The following is a 19,254-nucleotide window of genomic DNA, read 5'->3' on the forward strand; positions in this document are numbered from 1 at the left end:
ACGGATGAACGACAGTCTCACAGCTGCCCACTCGTCACCCCCACGCACTGGGGGGCAGCGATGACAGCGCCCATCTGCACCGACGAGGCCGCGACCCGAGCCCACCTCCAGACCCTCATCTCCGAGTTCTTCGAGCGCGGCACCGGTCGGGCCACCGGCTACGGCAGCCACTTCCAGAAACTCTGGCAGATCGCCGGCCGATCGGTGGCCGGCGGCAAGCTGATGCGGCCCCTGCTGCTCATGAACTGCCATGACGCACTGAGCTCCGATCCCGACTCGCGCCACCACGGCCACCACACCGGCAGCGACCCGATCTCCAACGACCCGGTCCCCAACCTGGCGGTCGCGGTGGAGCTGCTGCACTACTCCTTCCTCCTCCACGACGACGTCATCGACGGCGATCTGCTGCGCCGGGGCCGACCCAATCTCATCGGTTCGATGGTCAACGACGACGCCACCGCCGACCACGACGTCGCCCGGGTGATGCACTGGGCGCAGACCTGCGGGATCCTGATGGGCGATCTGCTGCTGTCGGCCAGCCACCAGATCTTCGCCCGCGCCGCCGTCCCCGAGCCGCAGCGGCTCCGCCTTCTCGACCTCCTCGACGAGACGATCGAGGACTCGATCGCCGGTGAGCAGATCGACGTCGGACTGAGCGATGCGATCATCTCGCCGGAGCTGCACACCATCCTCGACATGACCGCCCGCAAGACCGCCACCTACAGTTTCGAGCTGCCGATGCGGATGGCGGCGGTGCTCACCGGGGCACCGCGCTGCGTGGAGGACCGGATGGGCACGATCGGACGCCATCTGGGGCTGGGGTTCCAGCTCCAGGACGACCTGCTGGGCGCCTTCGGCGACCCGGCCGCCCACGGCAAGGACCACCTCTCCGATCTGCGCGAGGGCAAGCAGACCGCGATCATCGCCGCGGCCCGCACCACCCCGGCCTGGCCCGACATCGAGGGTCTCCTCGAGATGGCGGCGCTCTCCCAGCACGAGGCGGCGCGGCTGTCCGCGATGCTGGCCGAGTGCGGCGCCCAGGACCGGGTCGCCGACCTCGCCGAGCAGGAGCTGCGATCGGCCACCATGCTCATCGACACCTCGGGCGAGGACCTCCCCCAGCCGGTCCGCACGGTCCTCATCGACCTCATCGAGAAGCTCTGGGGACGATCCTCATGACCTCCCCGCACCTTGCCTCCCCGCACCTGGACGGACCGGCTCCCACCTCACCGTCCGCACCGGAACCGACTCCCACCGGATCGGCCCTGCGCACCTACACTCGCACCGCCGAGCGGGCCTCGGCCGAGGTGATCTCCTGCTACTCGACCTCCTTCGGCGCGGCCACCAGGCTGCTGGGAGCGCGACACCGCCAGCACGTCCGCAACGTCTACGCCCTGGTCCGGGTGGCCGACGAGATCGTCGACGGCGTCTGCCAGCAGGCGGGCCTCGACACCGCCGCGCAGGAGGACGTCCTGGAGCGGTTCATCGCCGAGACCCACCGCGGTCTGGACACCGGTTACAGCAGCAACCTGGTCGTCCACGCCTTCGCCCACACCGCCCGGGCGGCCGGTTTCGGACGCGATCTGGTCGATCCCTTCTTCGCCTCGATGCGTTCGGACCTCCATCACGACGACGCCGCCGGGCTCGACGAGCAGGCCCACGACTCCTATGTGCATGGTTCTGCGGAGGTGGTGGGGCTGATGTGCCTGGCCGTCTTCGTCCGCGAGGAGCACCTCGATCCGGCCACCCGCTCCCGACTGGAGCACGGTGCCGCCCGACTCGGCGCGGCCTTCCAGGACGTCAACTTCCTGCGCGACCTCGCCGACGACACCGACCGCCTGGGCCGCTCCTACCTGGGGCCCGCCCACCGGCTGACCGACGCCGACCGCGACCGGATCGTCTCGCGGATCCGCGACCAGCTCGCCGACGCCGAAGCGGTGATCGGGCTGCTGCCCATCGACTCCAGGTCCGCGGTGCGCAGCGCCGCCGGACTGTTCGCCGCGCTGGCCGACCGGCTGTCACGCACACCGGTCGAGGACCTCTACCGACGCCGGGTGAGGGTCCCCGATCTCAGGAAGGCCGCCATCATCGCCGAGGCCGTGGGCCGGACATGGAGGGAACGCCGATGAGTCGGGTCGTCATCATCGGGGCAGGGGTGGCCGGACTCGCCACCGCCGCCCTGCTGGCCCATCAGGGTCACGAGGTCGAGGTGCTCGAGGGGCGCGACGACGTCGGCGGCCGGGCCGGCAGCCTCACCCGCGACGGGTTCCGGTTCGACACCGGCCCCTCCTGGTACCTGATGCCCGAGGTCTTCGAGCACTTCTTCGAGCTGCTGGGCACCTCGAGCGCCGAACAGCTGGACCTGCGCACCCTGGATCCGGGCTACGCGGTGTTCAGCGAACCCGATCCTGGCGCGCCGGCGTCTCCCCCGGTCATCATTCCCCGTGGTCAGGACGCCGTCGAGAGGGTCTTCGAGAGCCGCGAGCCCGGCTCCAGCACGGCCCTCCGGAGCTACCTGGACTCCGCCGCCAGGACCTCGCGGCTGGCCCAGGAGTACTTCCTCTACAACCCGTACACCCGGTTGCGCCCGATCCTCACCCCCGAGATCACGCGCAGCCTGCCCGACCTCGCCGGCCTGCTCACCCAGTCCCTCGCCGGCTACATCTCACGCCGGTTCCGCGACCCGGTGCTGAGGCAGGTGCTGGGCTACCCCGCGGTCTTCCTGGGCACCAGCCCCGACCGGGCACCGGCGATGTACCACCTGATGAGCGCCTTCGACCTGGCCGAGGGGGTCCAGTACCCGATCGGCGGATTCTGGGAGCTGGTCTGCCGCATCGAGGATCTCGCGCGGGCCGAGGGGGTGCGGATCACCACCGGCGCACGTGTGACGCAGATCACCACCGATGCGCGGACCACCGGGCCCGGCAGTCGGGAGGTCCCGGGGAGCACCGATTCACGGGACGCGGGGAGCGCCGCTGCGCGAGACGCCGGGAGCGCGACGTCCCCGGGTGACCGCCGTCCCCATCCTCTCGGCCGCCTCCTCCGACGTCCCCGCCCGCGCCGGGTGACCGGAGTCTCCTGGCGATCGGCCGACGGCCGCGACCGGCACACCGAGGCCGAGATCGTCGTCTCGGCGGCCGACCTGCACCACACCGAGACCCGGCTGCTGGCCCCGAACGCCCGCAGCTATCCGGAACGATGGTGGCGTCGCCGGGTGAGCGGCCCGGGAGCGGTCCTGGTGATGCTCGGGGTCCGCGGCCGGCTGCCCGAGCTGCCGCACCACTCGCTGTTCTTCACTCGGGACTGGGACACCAACTTCGCCGCGATCTTCGGTGACGCACCCCGCATCCCCGACCCGGCGTCGATCTACCTGTGCAAGCCGAGCCAGACCGACGACACCGTCGCCCCCGAGGGGGACGAGAACCTCTTCGTGCTGGTTCCGGTCCCGGCAGATCCCGGCCTGGGCCACGGCGGGCCCGACGGCACCGGCTCGCCGACGATCGAGCGGACCGCCGACGCGGCCATCGACCAGATCAGCCGTTGGGCCGGGATTCCCGACCTGGCGAGCCGGATCCTGGTGCGCCACACCGTCGGCCCCCAGGACTTCGCCGACCAGTACCACTCCTGGCACGGCGGCATGCTCGGGCCGGGTCACATCCTGCGGCAGAGCGCGATGTTCCGGGCCCAGAACCAGTCCCGCCGGGTCGACGGCCTCTACTACGCCGGCGCGACGACCGCCCCCGGCGTCGGGGTGCCGATGTGCCTCATCAGCGCCGAGCTGGTCCTCAAGCGGATCACCGGGGACCACAGCGCCGGGCCCACCGCACCCCACCCGTCACCGACGACTCGCACCTCCCCGGTCCCGCCCCCGGCGTCGTCCGTTCGGACGTCGTCACCACACCCGTTCCCCGCCGATCCATCAGCCAGCGACCCATCACCCACCCATGCCGCCTCGAAGGAGACCCCGTGACCACGCTGCCCGCCCAGCCGTGCCACCGCACAAGCAAGCCGCCCAGGGCCCGAGGCGTCCATCTCGAACCCGGCGCCAGGGTCGCCTCGGCCACCGAGCCCGCCCAGTCCGGTCCCGCCCACGTCACCCGGCCGGTCGCTTACGACGCGATCCTGCTGTCGGGATTCGGCGGCCCGGAGGGGCCCGACGACGTCATGCCCTTCCTGCGCAATGTCACCCGAGGCCGAGGCATCCCCGACGAGAGACTCGAGGAGGTCGCCCACCACTACCTCGCCTTCGGCGGCGCCAGCCCCATCAACGAGCAGAACCGGCAGCTGCGCGGCCTGCTCGAGGCCGCGCTGGCCACCGCCGGCATCGACCTGCCGGTCTACTGGGGAAACCGCAACTGGGAGCCCTATCTCGACGAGGCCCTGGCCCGGGCGGCCGCCGACGGGGTGCAGCGGATCCTCGCCATCCCGACGAGCGCCTACTCCTCCTACTCCTCGTGCCGGCAGTACCGCGAGGACTGGGCCGACGCCCTGGAGAGTGCAGGCCTGCAGGACCGACTGCAGATCGACAAGGTGCGACAGTTCTTCTCCCACCCCGGATTCGTCCAGCCCTTCGTCGACGGGGTGCGCGAGGCGATCGCCGCCGCCGAGCAGGACGGCCACCCCCGCTCCGAGATCGAGGTGCTCTTCTCCACCCACAGCATCCCCTCGGCCGACGCCGCCCTGTCGGGTGCCGGCCAGTTCGACGGAAGGCAGGGTGGGGCCTATGTCGGTCAGCACCTGGCCGTCGCCGAGCACATGATGGCCGCCGTCGCCCCCGAGGTCTCCTGGCAGCTGGTCTTCCAGTCGCGCTCCGGAGCCCCCTCGACGCCGTGGCTGGAACCCGACATCAACGACGCGATCGGGGCCCTGTCCGACCGCACGGCGGTGATCATCGTGCCCTCCGGTTTCGTCAGCGATCACCTCGAGGTGCTGTGGGATCTGGACCGCGAGGCCTGCCAGACGGCCCGGGACGCCGGTCTGTGGGTGCGGCGCACCCCCACTCCCGGCACCAGCCCGCAGTTCGTCGACGCCCTGGTCGACCTGGTGCGGGAGCGCCTGGCCGGCACCCCGGCAGCCGAGCGCGCCAACGTCACCTCGGTGGGCCCGTGGTTCGACGTGTGCCGTCGGGGCTGCTGCGCGAAGTCGACCGGCCCCTGCCACCCGGCGATCGCCGGGCTGATCTGACCCCGGCCCCGCCCGGCCCCCGGAACCCGACCACCCCGCGCGACATCTCACAGACCCTTCCGACCCGACACTCAACCCCGGCCCGACACGCGGTTCGGCCCGATGAGAGGAGCTCCGATGGCCGTCTTCGAGTACCACAGCCACCTGCCCCAGCCACGCACCGAGGTCTTCGACTGGTTCTCCCGCCCCGGCGCGATCGTGCGACTCTCGCCGCCCTTCGGGGGCCGGGTGCGCCGCCCGCCCAGCGACGGACTGAACCCCGGTTCGCAGACCCTGCTGTCGGTGGGTCTGCCCGGCCGGGCCGGGCTGGCCGGCACCGCTCTGTCGGCCGTCGTGGGGTCCAGGATCCCGGGATCGCCGCGGGCCGAGGTGCCCTGGCGGGCCCGGCACACCCAGCTGGACCCCGGGCGCTCCTTCACCGACGTGATGGAGTCGGGGCCACTGGCCTCCTGGCGCCACCACCACTCTTTCAGCGATGAGGGTCCGGGCTGCCAGATGCGCGACACCGTCGAGTACTCGCTGCCCGCACCCCTGGCCAACCGGTGCGCCGCGCGTGCCCTCGACGTCCCGGCCGAACTGTCGCGGATCTTCGACTACCGGACGGCGCAGCTGAAGGACGACCTCGCCCTCCACCACACCTTCCGCGACGTCGCGCCCCTCACGGTGGCGGTCACCGGGGCCACCGGGCTGATCGGGACCCAGCTCTGCGCGCTGTTGGAGAGCGGCGGGCACCGGGTCCTGAGGATGGTGCGGCACCGGCCCCGCCACGACGGTGAGATTCAGTGGGACCCGGCCTCCGGAACCCTGAACCCCGAGGACCTGGCCGGCTGCGACGCCGTCGTCCACCTCGCCGGGCACCCGATCGGCGGCCGCTTCACCGAGGAGAACAAGCGCAAGATCCTCGAGAGCCGCCGCACCGGCACCGACCTGGTCGCCCGCACCTTGGCCGAACTCGCCTCCGACGGCCGGACCCGCACCCTGGTCTCGGCCTCCGCGATCGGCTACTACGGCGCCCACCCGCACCACCCGAACCCTTCCCGGGACGCACACGATCCCCAGGGCGGGCCGGACTCCCAGGGCTCCGGCGACGGCCTGCCGCGACCGTTGACCGAGCAGGACTCCCCCGGCGACGACTTCCTCGCGCAGGTCACCCGGGTCTGGGAGGAGGCCTGCCGGCCGGCCTCGGATGCCGGCGTCCGGGTGGTCAATGTGCGCACCGGACTGGTCCTCACCCCCGCCGGCGGGCTTCTGGCGCAGTTCCTGCCGCTCTACCTGGCGGGTGTGGGCGGCCCATTGGGGGACCGGGAGCAGCAGAGCTGGATCGGGATCGACGACATCGTCTCCATCTACGCCTTCGCCCTGCTCAACGACCGGGTCGAGGGGCCGGTCAACGCGGTGGCGCCCGAACCGGTGAGCGCCCGCCAGTTCGCCACCACCCTCGGACGGGTCCTGCACCGACCCTCCCTGGTCCCGGTGCCCTCCCTCGGACCGGCCCTGCTGCTCGGCCCCGAGGGGGCGCGCGAGATCGCGCAGGCCGATCAGCGGGTCTCCTCGGCCCACATCGAGGGCCTCGGTTACCAGTTCCGCCACCGGGATCTCGAGTCCCAGCTGCGCCACGTCCTCGGACGATGACGTCGCCCGCACAGGGGGCGATCTCGCTGCAGATTCTCATGGGACTGCGCAGATCCGTCGCCCCGAGGCGGACTGACCGGCGCGCTGCCCCGCCAGCGGACTCCGCGGCTGGCATGCTCTTGCCCCATGGCCATCCCGACTCAACGGCCCCGTCGCGACCGGCCGCCAGACTCTCCCCGATGCGCGCCCGCGACCCGCACGAACCGCATCGCGCCGCCTCGAGTCTTGAACTGTTCTTCGACCTGGTTTCGTGGTGGCGGTGAGCGTGGCCTCCTCCCAGCTGCACCACCAGCTGGCCGACAGGGGGGTGCTCAACGGCGTCCTCATCTATGCCGTGGCCTTCTTCGGCATCTGGTGGGCGTGGATGAACTTCACCTGGTTCGCGACCTCCTTCGCGGTCGACGACTGGCTCTACCGGGTCGTCACCATCGTCCAGATGGGCGGCGTCCTGGTGCTCGCCGCGGGCATCGAGCCGGCCTTCGAGCACCACGACTTCCGGCTGCTGGTGTGGGCCTATGTGGTGATGCGCGTGGCGATGGTGGCGCAGTGGGTGCGCGCGGCCGTCTCGGACCGGGCGTTGCGCACCACCACGATCAGCTATGCGTTGGGCATCGCGATCACCCAGGCACTCTGGATCGTGATGCTGGGGCTGCCCGGCAAGGCGATTCCGGTGGCCATCCCGGTGCTCATCCTCGCCGAGCTCGCGGTTCCGGTGATCGCCGAACGACACCACGCGACCCCCTGGCACCCTCATCACATCACCGAGCGGTACGGCCTGTTCACCCTCATCGTGCTCGGCGAGAGCGTGCTGGCCTCGGCCAACGCCATCATCGAGGCCCTTCACACCTCCCGCGAGCACGCCGAGGCCGCGGCCCATGCCGACCTGCTGGGCTCCCTGGTGGGCCTGTCGGCACACTGACCCTGATCACCTCGGCGGCGCTCTGGTGGATCTACTTCTGGCCGCCCCACCACGGGCTGATCGGCTCGCTGCGCGAGTCCCTGCGCTACGGCTACGTGCACTACGTGGTCTTCGCCGCCGCGGCGGCCTTCTCGGCCGGGATCGAGGTGCACATCGACGCCCTCACCGGGGAGTCGGAGCTCTCGCGGGTCGCCGTCGGCTACACCGTGAGCATCCCGGTCGCGGTCTTCGTCCTGGCGATCTGGTGGATCGCGCTGAGTCGGTTCGGGGACCGGCTGGTCAACACGACGCTGCCGCTGGGTGCCGCGGTGATCCTCCTGAGCCCGCTACTTCCCTTCGACGTCGCGGCCACCGCGGTCGTGCTCGTCCTGATCGTCGTGGTGCTGGTCTGGCGGCGTCCCGTCGAGCGCAACCAGTGAGGGCCCCGACCCCGCCGAGAGCGGGGACGCCGGCACCGGCACGGACGGCGTCGCAACCCTCGGCGTCGGGACCTCGTCGGGAACCGACCCCCAGCCGTAGCGGCGCACCCGGGCGACCGCGAACAGGATCGACGAGGCCACCGCCCAGATGCCCAGCACGACGAAGGGTTCGGCGTGCACGGCGTCGGGGAAGTAGGTGACATCTCTCATCGCGCGCACGGTGGCGCCGGTGGGCAGCCATCGCCCCATGAACTCGTAGAAGGCCGGCAGCAGTTCGGGGGCGACCGCCCCTCCCGATGACGGGTTGGCGATGATGACGAAGGTGATCCAGGTGGGCAGCAGCGCCCACTTGCCGCCGATCGTCACCCGCCAGAAGCTGTACACCGACCCGGCGATGAACATCGTCACCGCCAGAATCAGCCAGACCGGCAGCACGGGCAGCGCCTCAAGGCCGAGCACCGGGCCGATGACCAGGGTCATCGTGAGCGCCACCCCCAGCGATCGCGCGATGTCCCAGCCGAAGTCGGCGACCAGGGACATGTCCTTGGCGTTGACCCTGGTCTGGATGGCGCCGACGAATCCGAGGATCGTGCCACCCAGCGCCAGGTAGAACAGCACCAGGCCGTTCGGGTCGTGCGGGGCCAGCGGATGGGCGTCAACGAACTTGAGGTCGGTGCCGACCACCGCGCTGAGGGCCTGCCTGTGCTGGGTGAGCAGTTGGCCCACCGATGCCCCGGAGGCGGTCGAGATCCAGACCGTCGCGGGGGTCACCGAGGAGTCGATGATGGCGTAGATCTGCTGGCGCTCCAGGGCCTTCTGGGCGGCCGGCAGCGAGGGATACTCGCCCACCTCGAACAGTTCCGACCCGGTGTCGTCGAGGGTGTGGGAGATCGCGGTGGCATCCATTGAGGAGCCGACCACGCCGATCGGCACGTTGCGCGGCGAGGGATCGCCCATCGCCAGGCTGTAGGACGCCACGAAGACCGGCCCGATGATGGTGACGATGAGGGCGACCACCAGCGCAGGAAGGTGCGTCCTGGGCAGTCCCCACGGTATCCGGCGGGTCCGTCTGGAGATCCTCGTACCGATCACTTCTGGAACGCCTTCCGCATATGGGTGAATCCTCATCTCCCTGTCGACATCAGGGGCCGCTGACCGCGATCTCCCGGCCCGAGCTCCCCCCGCCGGACCCGGACTCGGTGCACGCACCGGTCCCGCCTCGCGTCGGCCCCCGGGACAGACTACGTGCCGGGTCAGCGCTTCGAGACCCTGCGCACCGCCATCTTCGTGACGACGGCGACGACACTGGGCCTGAACTGTCCGACGGCGTCGGCGACCCTGGCCGGATCCACCTTGCCGGTGTGGACCTGCTCGCAGAGCCGCAGCCAGCCCTCCCCCGCGGCCGCGGTGATCGCCGAGGCGACGGCCGCGTTGATCACACTGCCGGCCACCGGGACGAGCTTGATGAAGCTGCGGGCCAGGGCCTGCCCGGTGACCTGGGCCCCCAGTTGGGCCAGCGCCGAGGTGGACAGCATCGTGGTCATCTCGAGGTCGTAGATGGCCGCGATCCTGCCCATCATCGTCATCTGGATCGGCGCCAGGGCGGCCGCATCCGCAACCGGGATGGGGACGGCGGCAGCAGCTGCCGCCGCAGCCGCCCCAGTGGCGATGATGGGTCGCGCCATCTCCCGCTTCCAGGGGAGGTTGAGTCGCTGGGCGATGCGAAACGCGTCCTGCTCGGTCCTGGGAGACAGTTCCAGGGTGGCCTCCACGAGCTCACCGAGTCCGTGCCCCGTGCCCTTTCCGTGCTCGTCGTGGGAGGCGGTGAGGATGACCCGCCGGATCGGGAGGTGGATCGGGGTGCCGTGCTCGTCGACCGGGTGCTCGAGCCAGTCGACGAAGTCAGAGGTGTCCTTCGGGGCGCTGTACCTGCCGGTGACCGTGTTCCTGGTCCAGTGCACCTTCGTGAGCACCAGGATCACCGGCAGCCCGCGGGCGTCCAGCTCACGGATCCGGTCGATGTCGAACCGGGTGAGCCGGTCGGCCTGGGAGAGCACGCAGTACCAGACGACGGCGATCTGCTCGTCGGCCGGCCGCCTCGAGACGGTCTCCAGGTGCTGCCTGAGGGACTGCGCCGGCGACACCGCCGACCCGACCTCGAACCCCTCGAAGTCCCAGATCCCCAGCGACTCGTCGTGGTAGTAGTTGACCCCGCTGGTCACCGGAAGACCCTTGCCGACCGCCGCGTAGTCGCGGCCGAAGACCGCGTTGACCAGGGAGGACTTGCCCACCCCGGTCTCCCCGACGATCGCCAGGTTGAACCGTCCGTAGCGGCTCCTCGCCTGGGAGGTGGCGTCGATGAACGGCCGGTCGTCGACCTTGGGGGCGTCCTGGTGCTCTGCTGCCATGTCGTGCTCGGTCCTCTCAGCAACCGCTGCCGGTGATCTCCGGGCGGATCGACGCGGACGGGTGGATGCTCACTATAGGGTGCGCCGCAGCACCGCCGGGGACGCTCATCGAGGGCTCATTCCTGGGGCCAGGCGCGGCTGATGTCGTCGACCCTGCCCTTGGAGGCGAGCCAGGATCCGAAGTTGTCGGCCCACTTGCGGTGCTCCTCGACCTGGAACTGGTGCAGCGCCCCGGCGTCCACCCCGGCGATCCGCGGATACCGGACGGCCATCTCCTGGAGCACCCCGAGCATCATCGAGACGTCGACCTGGGCGGTGTGGGCGTCCTCCTGAAGGGTCACCCCGTAGACCGACGTCATCGCCGACAGGGTGCGTTTCCCGCGCCGGTAGCGGTCCAGGCTGTGGTCCAGCACCAGCGGGTCGATGACCGGGGCGGTCTCGGCGCCGAGGCGCTCCTCGAGGGATCCCAGATCGTGGCGGCGCAGCTCGGCGTTGATGAGGGTGATGTCGAAGGGGGCGTTGAAGACCACCACGGGAAGCCCCTGCTGCCAGTGCTCGACCAGGGCGGTGGCCAGCTCGTCGAGCACCTCGACGACCGGGCGGCCGCGATCGCGGGCAGTGGCGGTGGTGATCCCGTGGATCGCGGAGGCGGCGGCCGGGATGGGGATCCCGGGATCGGCCAGCCAGGTGCGCACCCGATCGGGTTGGGCGGGGGTCCCCGCGCCGGCGGGGCGCAGCACCAGGGCGGCCGTGACCAGCCTGTCGGTGGCCGGATCGGCCCCGGTGGTCTCGGTGTCCAGTCCCAGCCATGGGACGTCGGTCCAGTTCACGATCCCTCTTTCGTCGAGTGCTCCTACTGTGCATCACGGCACTGACAGTTCTGGACGCCGGGACCTGCGGGCGCATACTTGTACGCCGTGAGTCCTGCCAGCACACCACACTTCTCCTTCGCCACCCTCGCCGACGCCGACCGCATCCACACCATCGTCGAGGCCGCCTACCGGGCCACCGGCGATGCGGCGGGATGGACCACCGAGTCCCAGATTCTCGACGGCCAGCGCACCGATCTGGACGAGATCACCAGCCTCATCGACCAGCCGGCAGGAGGCCTTCTCACCGCCCGGCAGGACGGCAAGATCCTCGGCTGCTGCCAGCTGGAGCGCCGCAGCGACCACGCCTACTTCGGGATGTTCGCCGTCGACCCGACCCTGCAGGCCCAGGGGCTGGGTAAGCAGCTGCTGGCCGAGGCCGAGCGGGTCGCCCGGGAGGACTGGGGTCTCGACGAGATGCGGCTCACCGTGATCACCGCCCGCACCGACCTCATCGCCTGGTACCGGCGCCGCGGATTCCGGCCGACCGGCGTCTCCTCCCCCTTCCCCTACGGCAACGAGCGGTTCGGCCTGCCGAAGGTGGAGGGGCTGCACTTCGACGAGTTCTCCAAGGGCCTCTGAATCCCGGTCCCACCACGGGAGATCCCCTTCGCGGCCGTGCTCTGAGCACCGCCGGATCGCGGCTGCGCCTTGAATACCGCCGGATCGGGTGCGAGGGTCGACAGTGCAACCGATCCACTGAGAAGGAGCACATATGACTGACAGCGATGCCACCCGAGACAAGCTCCAGGGCAAGCTCAAGGAGACCGCGGGCAAGCTCACCGGGGACAAGGACGCCGAGGCCGAGGGCCGGCAGCAGAACGCGGAGGGCCAGCTCAAGGACCAGGTCGAGGACGCCAAGGCCGGCCTCAAGGCGGCCGGGGAGCGCGTCAAGGACGCCCTCGGCGACAAGAAGGACAACCAGTAGGCGATGCCCGACAGACAGGGCATCTGAGGCGAGTGCCAGCCGCACCCGCCCGCCGCTGTGGCGGCGTCCCCCTCCCGGGGACGCCGCCACAGGCGTCTCCGGGAGGGGGCACCGACGACCCTCTGACAAGGAGTGTTGGTGAAATCCAAGAAAGTTGAGTCTTTTCGGCTCAACTATGGAATAACCATGGCCCCCCTGTGGTTCTGCTGTATGTGACGGCGAGGAGGCCGGCGGGGCAGCGAGATGTTCCGCAGGTGTCTCGACGTCGTCACCGAAAACTGCATGCTTCCGAGTTCCGGAGACTCCGGGACTCACCCGTCAGAAGGGGGAAAACAATGGCTCTCGTTGAAGCCAATCCGTTCCGTGGTCTTGATCGTTTCTTCGATCAGTTCGCCCAGCTGGCAACCGGCGACGCCAAGCTGATGCCGATGGATGTCTATCGCGATGCCGACAACTACGTCGCCAAGATGGACCTGCCGGGAGTTGATCCCGCCAGCATCGATATCGACGTCAACGACAACGTTCTGACCGTCCGCGCTGAGCGCACCGCTCAGGATGTCAAGCACGACGAGCACTCCGGCTGGGTGTCTCGTGAGCGCAGCTACGGGTCCTTCGCCCGCCAGCTGTCCCTGGACTCCGGTCTGGACGCCAGCAGGATCTCCGCCGACTACACCAACGGCGAACTGGTCATCACCATCCCGGTGGCCGACCAGGCCAAGCCGCAGAAGATTCAGGTGACCCACGGCCAGCAGCAGGTGGGCACCGGAAGCTCGAAGGGCAGTGCCGTTGACAGCGGCACCGACTCAGCCAAGGCCAGCACAACCGACGCCGACAAGCAGCGTCAGCACGCCTGAGCCGATCGGCCCATATCGCGCTGAACAGGCACCGCAGGTCGACGATCAGCACCGGCGGATCCGTGTGGTCCGGTGCTGAACGCCCTGCAGCCCTGCATCTGTGAGGTTCTCACCTGGCCACGGCCCCTCCACCTATTTCGGTGGAGGGGCCGTGGCATGTCCGGAGTCATCGACCGGCAGGGATGGTCGGCCCGGAGCCGGTGACCGGGACGGAGTGCCCGTCCGCCGGTGGCGGATGCCCCGCGGACGGGGTCCCGCCGGAGCGACGGTCGGGATAGCCTCCATCCCATGAGCATCGTGGTCTCCCTTCCCACCCAGGAGCTGGTCGACGACGTCACGGCACGTCTGGACCCCGCCCTCGACATCGACCTCGTCCTGTGGGACGGGACCGGCGAGGCCCCCTGCGAGCACATCGACATGTACGTCCCCGCCGCGGTCGGCCCGACCCACGCGATGCCCGATCTCGGTGCGGTGGGGTGTCACTTCGTCCAGGGTTCGGCGATCGGCTTCGACGGCGTCGAGCAGACCCTGCCGCACGGCGTCAGCTACGCCAATGCCGCCAGCGTCCACGAGACGGCGACCGCGGAACTCACCGTCGCCCTGCTGCTGGAGGCCCAGCGCCGACTCCCCGAGTTCCTCGAGCTGCAGCGGCTCGGACAGTGGCACATGATGGGCTGCCCCGGACTCGCCGACCGCCGCATCGTCATGCTGGGCTACGGCGGGGTCGGCAAGGCGATCGCGCAGCGACTGGCCGGTTTCGAGGTCGATCTGGTCCCGGTCGCCCACACTGCCCGCGTGCAGGACGGCGTCCAGGTCCATGCGATGGAGGAGGTGCCCGACCTGCTGCCCGGTGCCGACATCCTCCTCAATGCCCTTCCCGGCGGTCCGGCGACCCATCACCTCATCGACGACGCCGTCCTGTCGGCACTGCCGGACGGCGCCCTGGTGTGCAACATCGGACGCGGGCCGACGGTGGACACCGATGCCCTGGTCGCCCATCTGCGCCGCGGCCGGATCCGGGTGGCCAGCGACGTCTGGGATCCCGAACCGCTGCCGGCCGGCCATCCGCTGTGGTCACTGGACGGGGTCATCATCACCCCGCACATCGGCGGGCTCTCGGACGCCCTCAAGCCTCGGATGACCCGGCTGCTGGTCCGCCAGGCGGAGCGGCTGGCGCGCGGCGAGGAGCCGGTCAACATCGTCCTGCAGGCCTGATCTCCCGGCCGTGCGCTCGGCCCCACGGACCTGGGCCCCACAGATCGAGGCCCGGGTCGCTGCCTGCTCACTGCGGAGGCATGTCGCGGCGGACGTACTCCTCCGGCGGGACGGCTCCCCGCGTCTCATCGATGAGGTCGACGACCTCCTGGCGGGTGACCGTGCGACCCTCGCTGCGCGCGTGCTCGAGCGCCCGGGCGACCGAGTCGCTCTGCTGCGGGCTGAGCTGCTCGAACAGTTCCGGCCACCGGTTCTGGACGTCGAACTCGTCAGACATGACTTCCCCTCGGCTGGTGATGGCCGTCGGCTGTGGCGGCCGTTCCCCAGCGTAGGTGGTTGGCTATGTCAACTTCATTTGGCCCCGGGTTGTCGGTCTGGCTGGGCCCCGGTTGGGTGCGAGAAGCCAACCCAGAGTGAACTCCGGGCAGCTTATGGGGGCGGTTCATGTCAGTGGTGTCGGCGCAGGCGCAGGGAGTTGGTGATGACGCTCACCGAACTGAGGGCCATGGCGGCTGCGGCGATCATCGGGGACAACAGCCAGCCGAAGGCGGGGTAGAGCACTCCCGCGGCGATCGGAATGCCGATGACGTTGTAGATGAATGCGAACAGCAGGTTCTGCTTGATGTTGCGCATAGTGTCGACGGACAGGTCGCGGGCCTTGACCAGGGCTGCGAGGTCGCCGCCGAGGAGGGTCACGTCTGCGCTCTCGATGGCGACGTCGGTCCCGGTGCCCATGGCGACGCCAACGTCCGCCCCGGCCAGGGCAGGGGCGTCGTTGACGCCGTCACCGGCCATCGCGACCGTGTGACCTTGCTCCTGGAACCGCTGGACGTGCCCATGCTTCTGATCCGGAAGCACGTCCGCGATCACCTCGTCGATGTGGAGCTCGTCGGCGATGGCGTGGGCGGTGGTGGCGTTGTCCCCGGTCAGCATCACGATCCGCATGCCACGGTGACGTAGGTCGTCGATGGCCTGGGCGGTGGTGGGCTTGAGTGGGTCGGCGATGGCCAGGATGCTTGCAGGCTGACCATCGACAGTCACGATGACGGCAGTGGCTCCTTGGCGACGGAAAGCGTCGATGTCGTCGGTCAGGGGGGTCGTGTCGGCATGCTGGGTCGTGAGGAAGGCAGGGCTGCCGACCATGACCTGGTGACCGTCGACCAATGCTTCGACGCCGCCACCCGGGTGGGCGGTGAATGCAGTGGCGGTCGGTACGGTGACGTCGCGTTCTCGCGCCGCGTCGACGATCGCGCGGGCCAAGGGATGTTCGGACCCGGACTCGACAGCGGCCGCCATGGCCAGCACGATCTCGGCGTGGTGGCCGGCGACGACCTTCTGGTCGACGAGGCTGGGATGGCCCTGGGTCAGGGTCCCGGTCTTGTCGACCACCAGGGTGTCGATCTTCTGCAGTCGTTCGAGTGCTTCGGCGTTCTTGACCAGGACGCCATCGCGGGCTCCGCGACCAACCCCGACCATGATGGACATGGGTGTGGCAAGGCCAAGCGCGCAAGGGCAGGCGATGATGAGCACGGACACTGCAGCAACGATCGCGAACGGTAGCCGGGGCTGTGGCCCGACCGTGGCCCAGACGGCGAAGGTGATCAGTGCGATGCCGATCACGACCGGCACGAACACAGCGGAGATCTTGTCGACGAGCCCTTGGATGGGGGCTTGGGAACGTTGCGCCTGGGACACGAGGTCGACGATGCGGGCCAGGGTCGAGTCGGCGCCCAGGCCGGTGGCCTCGATGACCAGGCTGCCGCCGCTGGTGATGGTGCCGCCGATCACACGGTCGCCGGGGTTCTTGTCAACAGGTACCGGCTCGCCGGTGATCATGGATTCGTCGACGTAGGCGTGGCCGTCGACCACGATGCCGTCTGCTGGGATCTTCTCACCGGGGCGGACCCGGCAATGGTCGCCGACCTGCAGGTCCGCGGATGGCACTTCCTCTTCTTCTCCGTCGGGGTTGATGCGGTGCGCGGTGGCTGGCGACAGGTCCAGCAGGGCGCGGATGGCACCCGAGGTCTGGTCGCGTGCCCGCAGTTCGAGTACCTGCCCCAGCAGCACCAGGGTGATGATCACGGCGGTGGCCTCGAAGTAGACGCCGACCCGGCCACCGTCATCACGCATGATGGCCGGGAAGATCCCCGGGGCCAGGACGGCGACCACACTGTAGAACCACGCGGCACCCACACCGAGGCTGACGAGGGTGAACATGTTGAGGTGCCGGCTGGCCACTGATCGGGCGCCACGTGCGAAGAATGGCCACCCGGCCCACCACACCACGGGGGTGGACAGCGCGAGTTCGACCCAGGGCACCCACGCCCCGACGGCCAGGGCCGGGACCATCGCCAGCACCACCAGGGGCAGGCTGAGCACGGCTGCCACGCGGAGACGGCGGCGCATGTCTGCCAGCTCTGGGTTGGGTCCGTCGTGGACGCCCACCGAGACCGGTTCGAGCGCCATGCCACAGATCGGGCACTCGCCCGGCCCATCCTGCCGGATCTCGGGGTGCATGGGGCAGGTCCATTCGCCATCGCGTGGGCCGGTGTCGGCCTGTGGTGGCGGGGCGCTTTGCCCGCCGTGCTCTTGGTGGGCAGCAGTCTGCCCGGGGTGGGTGTGCTGGTGTGCTGCTGGCGCGGGGGGCTGTCCGTCCGGTTGGAGGAACATGCCGCACTTGGGGCAGCGGCCAGGGTGGTCACTGGTGACCTCGGGGTGCATGGGGCAGGTGAAGGAGTCCCCTTCAGCTGTGATGGGCTCGTCGGGTGGGGTAGGGCTGGTCATGGTCTTCCTCGTCCGTTGAGTGGTGGTGCTCTGTGGTGCTGGTGGGCGCGTGGTGCGAGGTTCTTGGCTCAGTGGTGATCGGCCCCGTGGTTCATCATCCGCATCATGAGCCACATCATCACTACGCAGCCGAGGGCGGGGATGACGGCGGCCATGACGCCGCCTGCGGCGAGGCTGGCACGACCTGTCCACAGGTATCCGGCCACGATGAGCAGCATAGGGGCACACATCAGCAGGTGCATCCAGTGGTGGCTCTTGCCGTGGCCTGTCATCTTCGGGTCGTGCCGGTGCTGCACGGGCTCGAGTACCGGGTCGGCGGCGGGGCGGGGAGCGTCGCTGTCACTGCGGTTGAGCTGGGTGGGGTTTGTGTACATGGTGGTCTCCTTCGTCGTGTGTGGCTGGCTGCCGTCACCATCCAGACTGTCGAGCGTCCATGAAGCTGGACCGGGGCAAATGATGAAGGTTTGACCAAGACGTCGGAGGCATGTGCGGGCATGCGGCGGTGCGGTTCCCGGGGCGACGCGGGAACCGCATCGGCGTGGGCTGGGGTCAGTAGCGCAGGCTGGTCATCATGCCGATCTCGGCGTGGTAGATGTTGTGGCAGTGCAGCATCCAGGCTCCGGGGTTGTCGGCCTGCAGGTCGGCCTCGATGGTCTGCATGGGCAGCAGCAGCACGGTGTCCTTGCGTAGTCCGTTGCTGCCCGGCAGGGACCAGGTGTGGCCGTGGATGTGCATCGGGTGGGCCATCATCGTCATGTTCGTCATCCGCATCCGGACCCGCTGTCCCAGGTTGATTGACAGGGGTGTGTCCTCACCGAACTTCTTGCCGTTGATGCCCCAGGCGTAGGGCTTCATCTGGCCGTTGAGCTGGACCTCGAGGGTCTGCTCCGGTTCCTTGTCGGGCAGCTTGGCTGCGTCGGCGGCGCGCAGGGCGGTGCCAAGGACAGCCTTTCCTCCGAGTTCGGGGATTCGGGTGGTGGCCGGCGGAATGCTGCCGGCGCCGGTCTTGACGATGGCGCGGGCGGGAGTACCGGTCTTGCCCTCGGGGGCGGCCTGCAGCACGAAGACGCCGTCGCCGACGGTGACGGTGGCGTCGATCCTTTCTCCCATGGCGAGGTAGATGGCCGTCGCCTCGACTGGCTGCACGGCGAATCCGTCGGCGTGGGTGATGGTGAGTCGGTGCCCGGACAGGCCGACCTTGAAGATCGTGTCGGCTCCGGCGTTGATCAGCCGTAGCCGGATCTTGTCTCCGGGGCGTGCCGTGAGGGTGCGCGGTGCGGCCGGGATCCGGCCGTTGACGACGTAGTGCGGGTAGCTCACGTCTCCGGCATCGCCCAAGGGGGAACTGCCGTGGTCCATGCCTCCCATGTCGTGGTTCATTCCTTGGGACAGGGGGCCGCTGTTGGCCTTGAAGTCGGCGAAGATCGCATCCGGTGACTTGCCCACCCCATCGGTCCAGTCATCCAGGACCAGGACCCATTCCGCGTCGTGGTCGCCCGGATCGCGTGGGTCGTCCAGCACGAGGGGAGCGTACAGGCCCCGGTCGATCTGGACTCCGCTGTGGGGATGGAAGAAGTAGGTTCCGGCATGGGGTGCGACGAACTCGTAGGTGAAGGCACTCTTGGCGGCGATGGGGTCCTGAGTGACACCAGGCACACCGTCGGAGGCGTTGCGCAGGGCAATGCCGTGCCAGTGCACCGAGGTGGCTGTGGGGAGCTGGTTGTCGACCGTGACCCGGAACAGGTCGCCCGCCTTGCCGCGCAGGACGTTCCCGTCGAGTTCGTCGGTGTAGGCCCAGGTCTTGGCCAGGACACCGCCCAGGTCCAAGGTGACAGGGCGCGGGGTCAGGGTGTGGGTGACGGTCGTCGCCCCGGCCGGGGTGGCGAGTGGTGTCTGGGTCGGGATGGCCCATGTGGCCGGGGTGGTGCTGGCCGGGGAGGGCTGCTTGGCGCCGCATGCAGCCAGGGCGCTGGTGGATGCCAGGCCGAGGCCGGCGAGCAAGGCCTGTCGGCGAGTGATCGTGTTCATGCCCACGACTCTTC

General features: G+C 69.7%; 18 protein-coding genes. 11 read left to right on the forward strand and 7 right to left on the reverse strand.

Going from position 1 to position 19,254, the window contains the following annotated elements; translation table 11 throughout:
* Window positions 1-60: 60 nt before the first annotated feature.
* From FEZ32_RS03725 to FEZ32_RS14025, 7 genes are all read left to right on the forward strand, one after another.
* Entirely contained in the window at window positions 61-1,179 is a 1,119-nt protein-coding gene (locus FEZ32_RS03725) for a polyprenyl synthetase family protein (RefSeq protein ID WP_138679961.1), read from the forward strand.
* Entirely contained in the window at window positions 1,176-2,129 is a 954-nt protein-coding gene (locus tag FEZ32_RS03730; protein WP_084149489.1) for a phytoene/squalene synthase family protein, read from the forward strand. Before FEZ32_RS03725 ends, FEZ32_RS03730 begins: the two co-directional genes overlap by 4 nt.
* Entirely contained in the window at window positions 2,126-3,970 is a 1,845-nt protein-coding gene (crtI, locus tag FEZ32_RS03735) for a phytoene desaturase family protein (protein WP_138679962.1), read from the forward strand. Before FEZ32_RS03730 ends, crtI begins: the two co-directional genes overlap by 4 nt.
* A complete protein-coding gene (locus FEZ32_RS03740) occupies window positions 3,967-5,184 on the forward strand; it encodes a ferrochelatase (RefSeq protein WP_244937898.1) in 1,218 nt (405 codons plus the stop codon). Before crtI ends, FEZ32_RS03740 begins: the two co-directional genes overlap by 4 nt.
* Window positions 5,185-5,301: 117 nt before the next feature.
* Window positions 5,302-6,816, forward strand: a complete 1,515-nt coding sequence (locus FEZ32_RS03745; RefSeq protein ID WP_138679963.1) for an SDR family oxidoreductase — start codon at window positions 5,302-5,304, stop codon at window positions 6,814-6,816.
* 265 nt (window positions 6,817-7,081) lie between these two features.
* Entirely contained in the window at window positions 7,082-7,735 is a 654-nt protein-coding gene (locus tag FEZ32_RS14020) for a low temperature requirement protein A (RefSeq protein ID WP_217496616.1), read from the forward strand.
* A gap of 29 nt (window positions 7,736-7,764) precedes the next feature.
* Complete coding sequence (locus FEZ32_RS14025; RefSeq protein ID WP_276338772.1) at window positions 7,765-8,154, forward strand: low temperature requirement protein A; 390 nt, start codon at window positions 7,765-7,767, stop codon at window positions 8,152-8,154.
* Here the strand turns inward: FEZ32_RS14025 and FEZ32_RS03755 are convergent.
* The 3 genes from FEZ32_RS03755 to FEZ32_RS03765 all read right to left on the reverse strand — a co-directional run bounded on the left by FEZ32_RS03755 (window position 8,062) and on the right by FEZ32_RS03765 (window position 11,392).
* A complete protein-coding gene (locus FEZ32_RS03755) occupies window positions 8,062-9,246 on the reverse strand; it encodes a hypothetical protein (RefSeq protein ID WP_138679964.1) in 1,185 nt (394 codons plus the stop codon). The two genes, FEZ32_RS14025 and FEZ32_RS03755, sit on opposite strands and share 93 nt — an antisense overlap.
* 161 nt (window positions 9,247-9,407) lie before the next feature.
* Window positions 9,408-10,562: a GTPase family protein gene (locus FEZ32_RS03760; protein ID WP_028703715.1), complete on the reverse strand. Its 1,155-nt coding sequence runs from the start codon at window positions 10,560-10,562 to the stop codon at window positions 9,408-9,410.
* A 116-nt stretch (window positions 10,563-10,678) separates the two neighbouring features.
* Window positions 10,679-11,392: an exonuclease domain-containing protein gene (locus FEZ32_RS03765; protein ID WP_028703716.1), complete on the reverse strand. Its 714-nt coding sequence runs from the start codon at window positions 11,390-11,392 to the stop codon at window positions 10,679-10,681.
* Between the two features lie 87 nt (window positions 11,393-11,479).
* Between FEZ32_RS03765 and FEZ32_RS03770 the strand changes: the two genes are divergently transcribed.
* The 4 genes from FEZ32_RS03770 (at window position 11,480) to FEZ32_RS03785 (ending at window position 14,428) form a co-directional block, all read left to right on the forward strand.
* Entirely contained in the window at window positions 11,480-12,013 is a 534-nt protein-coding gene (locus FEZ32_RS03770) for a GNAT family N-acetyltransferase (protein WP_138679965.1), read from the forward strand.
* 133 nt (window positions 12,014-12,146) lie between these two features.
* Entirely contained in the window at window positions 12,147-12,359 is a 213-nt protein-coding gene (locus FEZ32_RS03775; RefSeq protein WP_028703718.1) for a CsbD family protein, read from the forward strand.
* A gap of 335 nt (window positions 12,360-12,694) precedes the next feature.
* Entirely contained in the window at window positions 12,695-13,213 is a 519-nt protein-coding gene (locus tag FEZ32_RS03780) for an Hsp20/alpha crystallin family protein (RefSeq protein ID WP_071001116.1), read from the forward strand.
* 288 nt (window positions 13,214-13,501) lie between these two features.
* A complete protein-coding gene (locus tag FEZ32_RS03785) occupies window positions 13,502-14,428 on the forward strand; it encodes an NAD(P)-dependent oxidoreductase (RefSeq protein WP_028703719.1) in 927 nt (308 codons plus the stop codon).
* Window positions 14,429-14,495: 67 nt separating this feature from the next.
* Here the strand turns inward: FEZ32_RS03785 and FEZ32_RS03790 are convergent, their stop codons facing one another.
* From FEZ32_RS03790 to FEZ32_RS03805, 4 genes are all read right to left on the reverse strand, one after another.
* Window positions 14,496-14,705, reverse strand: coding sequence for a hypothetical protein (locus FEZ32_RS03790; protein ID WP_028703720.1), 210 nt, complete (start codon window positions 14,703-14,705; stop codon window positions 14,496-14,498).
* A gap of 170 nt (window positions 14,706-14,875) precedes the next feature.
* Window positions 14,876-17,212, reverse strand: a complete 2,337-nt coding sequence (locus tag FEZ32_RS03795) for a copper-transporting P-type ATPase (protein WP_044636502.1) — start codon at window positions 17,210-17,212, stop codon at window positions 14,876-14,878.
* A gap of 68 nt (window positions 17,213-17,280) precedes the next feature.
* Window positions 17,281-17,586, reverse strand: coding sequence for a hypothetical protein (locus tag FEZ32_RS03800; RefSeq protein WP_028703848.1), 306 nt, complete (start codon window positions 17,584-17,586; stop codon window positions 17,281-17,283).
* A 175-nt stretch (window positions 17,587-17,761) separates the two neighbouring features.
* Window positions 17,762-19,240: a multicopper oxidase family protein gene (locus FEZ32_RS03805; RefSeq protein WP_138679966.1), complete on the reverse strand. Its 1,479-nt coding sequence runs from the start codon at window positions 19,238-19,240 to the stop codon at window positions 17,762-17,764.
* Window positions 19,241-19,254 lie beyond the last annotated feature (14 nt).

Origin of the sequence: Acidipropionibacterium jensenii, assembly GCF_005890135.1 — a bacterium.
GTDB lineage: Bacteria > Actinomycetota > Actinomycetes > Propionibacteriales > Propionibacteriaceae > Acidipropionibacterium > Acidipropionibacterium jensenii.

Bases quoted from the DNA above. Each gene is read 5' to 3' on its own strand.
- FEZ32_RS03785 (WP_028703719.1), top strand. From the start codon at position 13,502: ATGAGCATCGTGGTCTCCCTTCCCACCCAGGAGCTGGTCGACGACGTC.
- FEZ32_RS03745 (WP_138679963.1), top strand. From the start codon at position 5,302: ATGGCCGTCTTCGAGTACCACAGCCACCTGCCCCAGCCACGCACCGAG.
- FEZ32_RS03780 (WP_071001116.1), top strand. From the start codon at position 12,695: ATGGCTCTCGTTGAAGCCAATCCGTTCCGTGGTCTTGATCGTTTCTTC.
- FEZ32_RS03790 (WP_028703720.1), bottom strand. From the start codon at position 14,705: ATGTCTGACGAGTTCGACGTCCAGAACCGGTGGCCGGAACTGTTCGAG.
- FEZ32_RS03775 (WP_028703718.1), top strand. From the start codon at position 12,147: ATGACTGACAGCGATGCCACCCGAGACAAGCTCCAGGGCAAGCTCAAG.
- FEZ32_RS03725 (WP_138679961.1), top strand. From the start codon at position 61: ATGACAGCGCCCATCTGCACCGACGAGGCCGCGACCCGAGCCCACCTC.
- crtI (WP_138679962.1), top strand. From the start codon at position 2,126: ATGAGTCGGGTCGTCATCATCGGGGCAGGGGTGGCCGGACTCGCCACC.
- FEZ32_RS03760 (WP_028703715.1), bottom strand. From the start codon at position 10,562: ATGGCAGCAGAGCACCAGGACGCCCCCAAGGTCGACGACCGGCCGTTC.
- FEZ32_RS03805 (WP_138679966.1), bottom strand. From the start codon at position 19,240: ATGAACACGATCACTCGCCGACAGGCCTTGCTCGCCGGCCTCGGCCTG.
- FEZ32_RS03800 (WP_028703848.1), bottom strand. From the start codon at position 17,586: ATGTACACAAACCCCACCCAGCTCAACCGCAGTGACAGCGACGCTCCC.
- FEZ32_RS03795 (WP_044636502.1), bottom strand. From the start codon at position 17,212: ATGACCAGCCCTACCCCACCCGACGAGCCCATCACAGCTGAAGGGGAC.
- FEZ32_RS03730 (WP_084149489.1), top strand. From the start codon at position 1,176: ATGACCTCCCCGCACCTTGCCTCCCCGCACCTGGACGGACCGGCTCCC.